Source organism: Paracraurococcus lichenis (genome assembly GCF_030657435.1).
GTDB classification, from domain to species: domain Bacteria; phylum Pseudomonadota; class Alphaproteobacteria; order Acetobacterales; family Acetobacteraceae; genus Paracraurococcus; species Paracraurococcus lichenis.
Genome location: NZ_JAUTWS010000198.1, coordinates 1 through 4377, shown reverse-complemented (window position 1 = coordinate 4377; position 4377 = coordinate 1). Strand labels below are relative to the sequence as shown.

3 protein-coding genes are annotated in these 4377 nt (G+C 67.0%); 2 read left to right on the top strand and 1 reads right to left on the bottom strand.

The genetic code is table 11. The annotated features are described in order from the left end of the window. On the top strand, positions 1–864 hold an 864-nt coding region (locus Q7A36_RS38575), incomplete at its 5' end, for a hypothetical protein (RefSeq protein WP_305109096.1). Between the two features lie 1181 nt (positions 865–2045). Here the strand turns inward: Q7A36_RS38575 and Q7A36_RS38570 are convergent. After that, entirely contained in the window at positions 2046–3092 is a 1047-nt protein-coding gene (locus Q7A36_RS38570) for an IS110 family RNA-guided transposase (RefSeq protein ID WP_305109095.1), read from the bottom strand. Between the two features lie 471 nt (positions 3093–3563). Between Q7A36_RS38570 and Q7A36_RS38565 the strand changes: the two genes are divergently transcribed. Next, the coding region (locus tag Q7A36_RS38565; protein ID WP_305109094.1) for a reverse transcriptase domain-containing protein at positions 3564–4377 on the top strand (814 nt) is incomplete at its 3' end.

Genomic DNA, 4377 nt, shown 5'->3' with positions numbered 1-4377 from the left:
CTCGCGCGCACCGGTCGGGTTGCTGCTGTAGTGGTGACGGAAGGCATCGCCCGCACGCCCCAGGGCGTGGGCGCGTTGCAGGAGGTGCTCAGGCGTGGTGGGCAGGACGACATCCCCGTTATCCGTGGCGCCAGCCCTAACCCGATGTGGCCAGAGCAGCTCGGCCCCGATCTTCAGATCTGGCGGGCGAATGCGGAGCGCCTCAACCACCTGCTCGAAGCGCCGTTCCCGGCCACCGACCCGCCAACCGCCGACATTGCCGAGGCGCTCCGCCCGAAGCTGGCCGCCTGCCGCCGCATCAGCGTGCTGGTGATCGGGCCGTGGACGTCTTTCCTGCGCTACGCTGCGGACGTGCTGGAACGCGTCGACCGGATCGTCGCCCAGGGCCGGCCTTACCCCGACGAACTCACGGGCCAGCCGGAAGGCTTCAACTGCCGCTACGACCTCGATTCCTGCTTCGCCGCTTTCGATCTGCTGATCGGGCGGCAGCAGCGGGCCGACCGGCAGGTGCGGGCCGCCTGGGTGGACATCCCGAACGCCCTCGAGCCCTGCCGCACGGCCGAGCCGGGCGTCGATGCCAGCGGCAGGCAGCTCTACGCCTTCCGGCCGGTCCCGCAGTGGATCGACGCGCTTGCGCAAGGCAAGCACATGGCGCCGGTGATCGCGGCGATGCTCCGCGCCCATCCCGAAGGCTGGGAGAAGACCTCGCTCTGGGACGATCTGGCCGCCCTCTATCTCCTCCGCCCCGATGTCTTCGCCACCCGCGGCGGCCATCAGGAACCCTGCGTCTCTGCCGCGACCATCCGGGACATGCTGACGGCGGCACTGACCGCGGATCTACCACACTGGGCGGCAATACGGTGACGAGGATCTCATTCTCGCCTCCATGGCGAGGCGACGTCCCACTTCGTCCCGAAACAGCTGAGTGCGACGCGAAGCGGCCCTTCGCAGGACCGCCTACACCGGCCGTGCCGGGAGGTTCAGACAGCAAATCCTCGGTCCGGCGCTCCTCTGCTGGCACCCCCTCGATTTCGGTCCGCAGCGTCAACTGGGGAAGGCCAACTACCAGGAGGAAGGCCTCGGCCATCAACGCAGCACTCATCAGGAACGAGCCGGCCAGAGCCGTGTGATAAGCCGCGCCGATCGCAGCCTGCTGAGCTGAGGTGAGATCGCACATGGCCTGTATGGTACGTGCTGTGAGCATACCGAGGCCCCGGCCGCTGCCCATCCCTGGCATGGGCGCCGCCAGGCGCGCAGACATGATCGTTCCCGACACCGCGACACCAAGCGCCCCGCCAAGGGAGCGAACGAAGGTCATGGCTCCCGTCGCGGCGCCCAGTTCCCGATGCGCTACGGCGTTCTGCACGGCTGTTGTGTGTGCCTTGTGAAGGTGCACTGCCCTCCCTGGTGGAAACCCAGGCCGGCAAACTCTCGCTCCAGCCGGAAGCACTCGGGGCGGATCAGGAGGCGACGAATGGTCTTATGTGGACGGCCCTTGGTAGGTCAATGGGGCCGTGCCGTGAGCGGACCGCCTGATGGACGTGAACAGCCTTCAGCCTGGCACACCAAAACGCAGCTCCTTGTTCGACGCCGCGCGGCGAGCGCGCGCGTCGATTTGTCGGGGCGCTCCCCGCTCTGCGCGCCGTGGCACATGTCCTGTCAGCAGTGGGCGCTGACGGTCTCCGCACGATGCGGCTTCATCGCGCGCTCGACCAGCTGCTGACGATCATGATGCGCAGGCCGTACTGGTCTCTGACATGGCGCGGCGCTGGCAGCGACCGCGCCTTGCGCAGTGTGCCGACGTACGTTGGGAAACTCCGGTCAGTCGCGCCCTTATGTCCGGCCTATGTCGCGGCGCTTGCCGTTGGCCATCATGGGTGTGCGCTTGCATGCCAGGCACCATTCTGAAACGCGTGCTCGTAGCACAAGACCATTCTCGGTATTGCCTGGACTGTCTCGACCACAGCCTTTCCCATCACGCTTGTCAGCGCATGCTGCCGGAGCCGACGAGCTTGCGCCCGCCTCTTACCAGCCGCGTCGGTGTGTCACGACTCGGCGGTCGCAACCGCCTGGACACGCCCCTTCGCCTGATATGTCTCGCCGCGCGTCATCACCGCCCAGGCGATACGCGCCATCTTGTTCGCCAGCGCCACCGTTGCCAGCCGCACCGGACGTCGCTCCAGCACGCCACGCAGCCAGGCGCCGACCGCGCTGTTCCAGTGCGCAGCCCGGTGAACCATGGAGGTCGCGCCAAGCACCAGCAGCCTACGGATCTCGCCGTTGCCGGCTTTGGTGATCCGCCCCAGCCTCGTCTTGCCGCCGGTCGAGTGCTGCCGCGGCACCAGCCCCAGCCAGGCGGCGAAATGCCGTGCGCTCTTGAACGAACCGATGGCGTCACCAACCGTCGCCGTGATCAGCGAAGCGGTGATCGGGCCGATGCCGGGGATCGTCGCCAGACGGCGGGCGGTGGTATCCTGCCGCGCATGCGCGACGATCTGCGCCTCGAGGCTGTCGATGCGCTTGGCGGTGGCTTGGCTGTGCCCGTGCAGTTCGGCGAAGGTCAGTTTCGCCGTCGCAGGCATGCTCGCCTCGGCCTGCACCAGCGCGTCGAGCTCATCGAGCTTGTGGATGCCCTTGGCAACCACCAGGCCGAACTCGGTTGCCAGTCCCCGCATCCCATTCGCCAGCATCGTCTGCTGCTTGACCAGGAGTGAGCGCACCGAGTGCAGTGCCAGCACACCCTGCTGCTCCGGGCTCTTCAGCGGCACGAACGTCACCTCCGGCTGCGACGCCGCCGTGCACAACGCCGCTGCGTCGGCGGCGTCGTTCTTCTTGCCCTTCTTCACGAACGGCCGCGCCGCTTCCGGGGCCAGCAGCTTTGCCTCGTGCCCCAGCTGTGTCAGCATCCGGGCCCAATGATGACCGGCACCGCAGGCCTCGAGGACGACCACGCAGCGTTCTTGCTGTTCGAAGAACGGGATTACTTCGTCTCGCCGCAGCTTGCGTTTTAGCTGCAACTTGCCTGCCGCATCGACGGCGTGAACCTGGAACACAGATTTGGCGGTATCCAGCCCGATCATGGTAATGCTCATTGCGGACGGCTCCTTCTGCAGGTGTTGACAACCCGCACTTTGGCACAGGATGCCGTTGGGGGCCGTCCACCCCATCTGAAGCACTCCGAGAAAAGACCCCGAAGGGGGACAGCGGACCGTGCGGGCCGCAACGCGAGTGAACACTGAGCAGGCCTCGAAAGAGCCAATGTGGGAGCCGACCCGCCATAACAACGGGGAAGGCCGCCGTCGTCGGCGAAGCGAGCGAGACACGCAGCCGGCGATCTCACCGGGGTAGTGGTGGCAGCACGCACGGGACATGAGCAGTGCGCAACAAGGGAAGTCTGTGGACGTGGGGTGGAGCGGCATCTCCATCTCAACGGCGAACCCGCGAGGGCCAGCGCCGGCGACCGCAGATGGCGGATGGGTTCGTAGTACCGTCGAGGCCGGGTAACGCCGGTGGAGGGAAGGAGCCCTGACCCGAACCAGGCGAGGAAAGGGGCCGACAGCCCGGTGATTGACGACAAGTCTACCAACACCGCTGGTACGGTTGAGACGCTCCAGACCGCGCTGCAGGCGAAAGCTAAGGCTGAACCAGCCTTCCGCTTCTACAGCCTCTGGGACAAGGTCTGTCGCAAGGACGTTCTGCAGGAAGCCTACCGACGCTGCCGCGCGAATGCGGGGGCGCCTGGGGTGGATCGCGAGAGCTTTGCCCGGATCGAAGCCAGGGGCGCGGACCGGTGGCTGGAAGAACTGCGGGAGGAGCTGACCTCGGGCCAGTACGCGCCCAAGCCCCTCCTGCGTGTGTGGATACCGAAGAGCAACGGGGGCCGGCGGCCTCTGGGCATTCCCGCCATCCGCGACCGCGTGGCGCAGATGGCGGTGGTGCTGGTCATCGGGCCCATCTTCGAGGCGGACCTGCTGCCACAGCAGTACGGGTTCCGCCCCGGGCTGGATGCCAAGATGGCTCTCCGCCGGGTCTACTGGCACGTGGCGCAGCATGGACGGCGGGAGGTGGTGGACGCGTATCTGCGCGACTACTTCACCTCGATCCCGCACCCGCCTCTGATGCGTTGTATGTCTCGCCGCATTGCCGACGGACGCCTCCTCCATGCCATCAAGGGCTGGCTCACAGCCCCGGTGGTGGAGATCGTCGACGGGCGTGCGGTGCAGACCACCGAGGCGCGTCGGACCAAACGAGGGGCGCCACAGGGCGGAGTGATTTCACCCTTGGCGGCCAATCTGTACTTCCGGCGCTTCCTGCTGGCCTGGCATGGCCACGGCCATCGGGACCAACTCGATGCTCACGTCGTCAACTACGCCGACG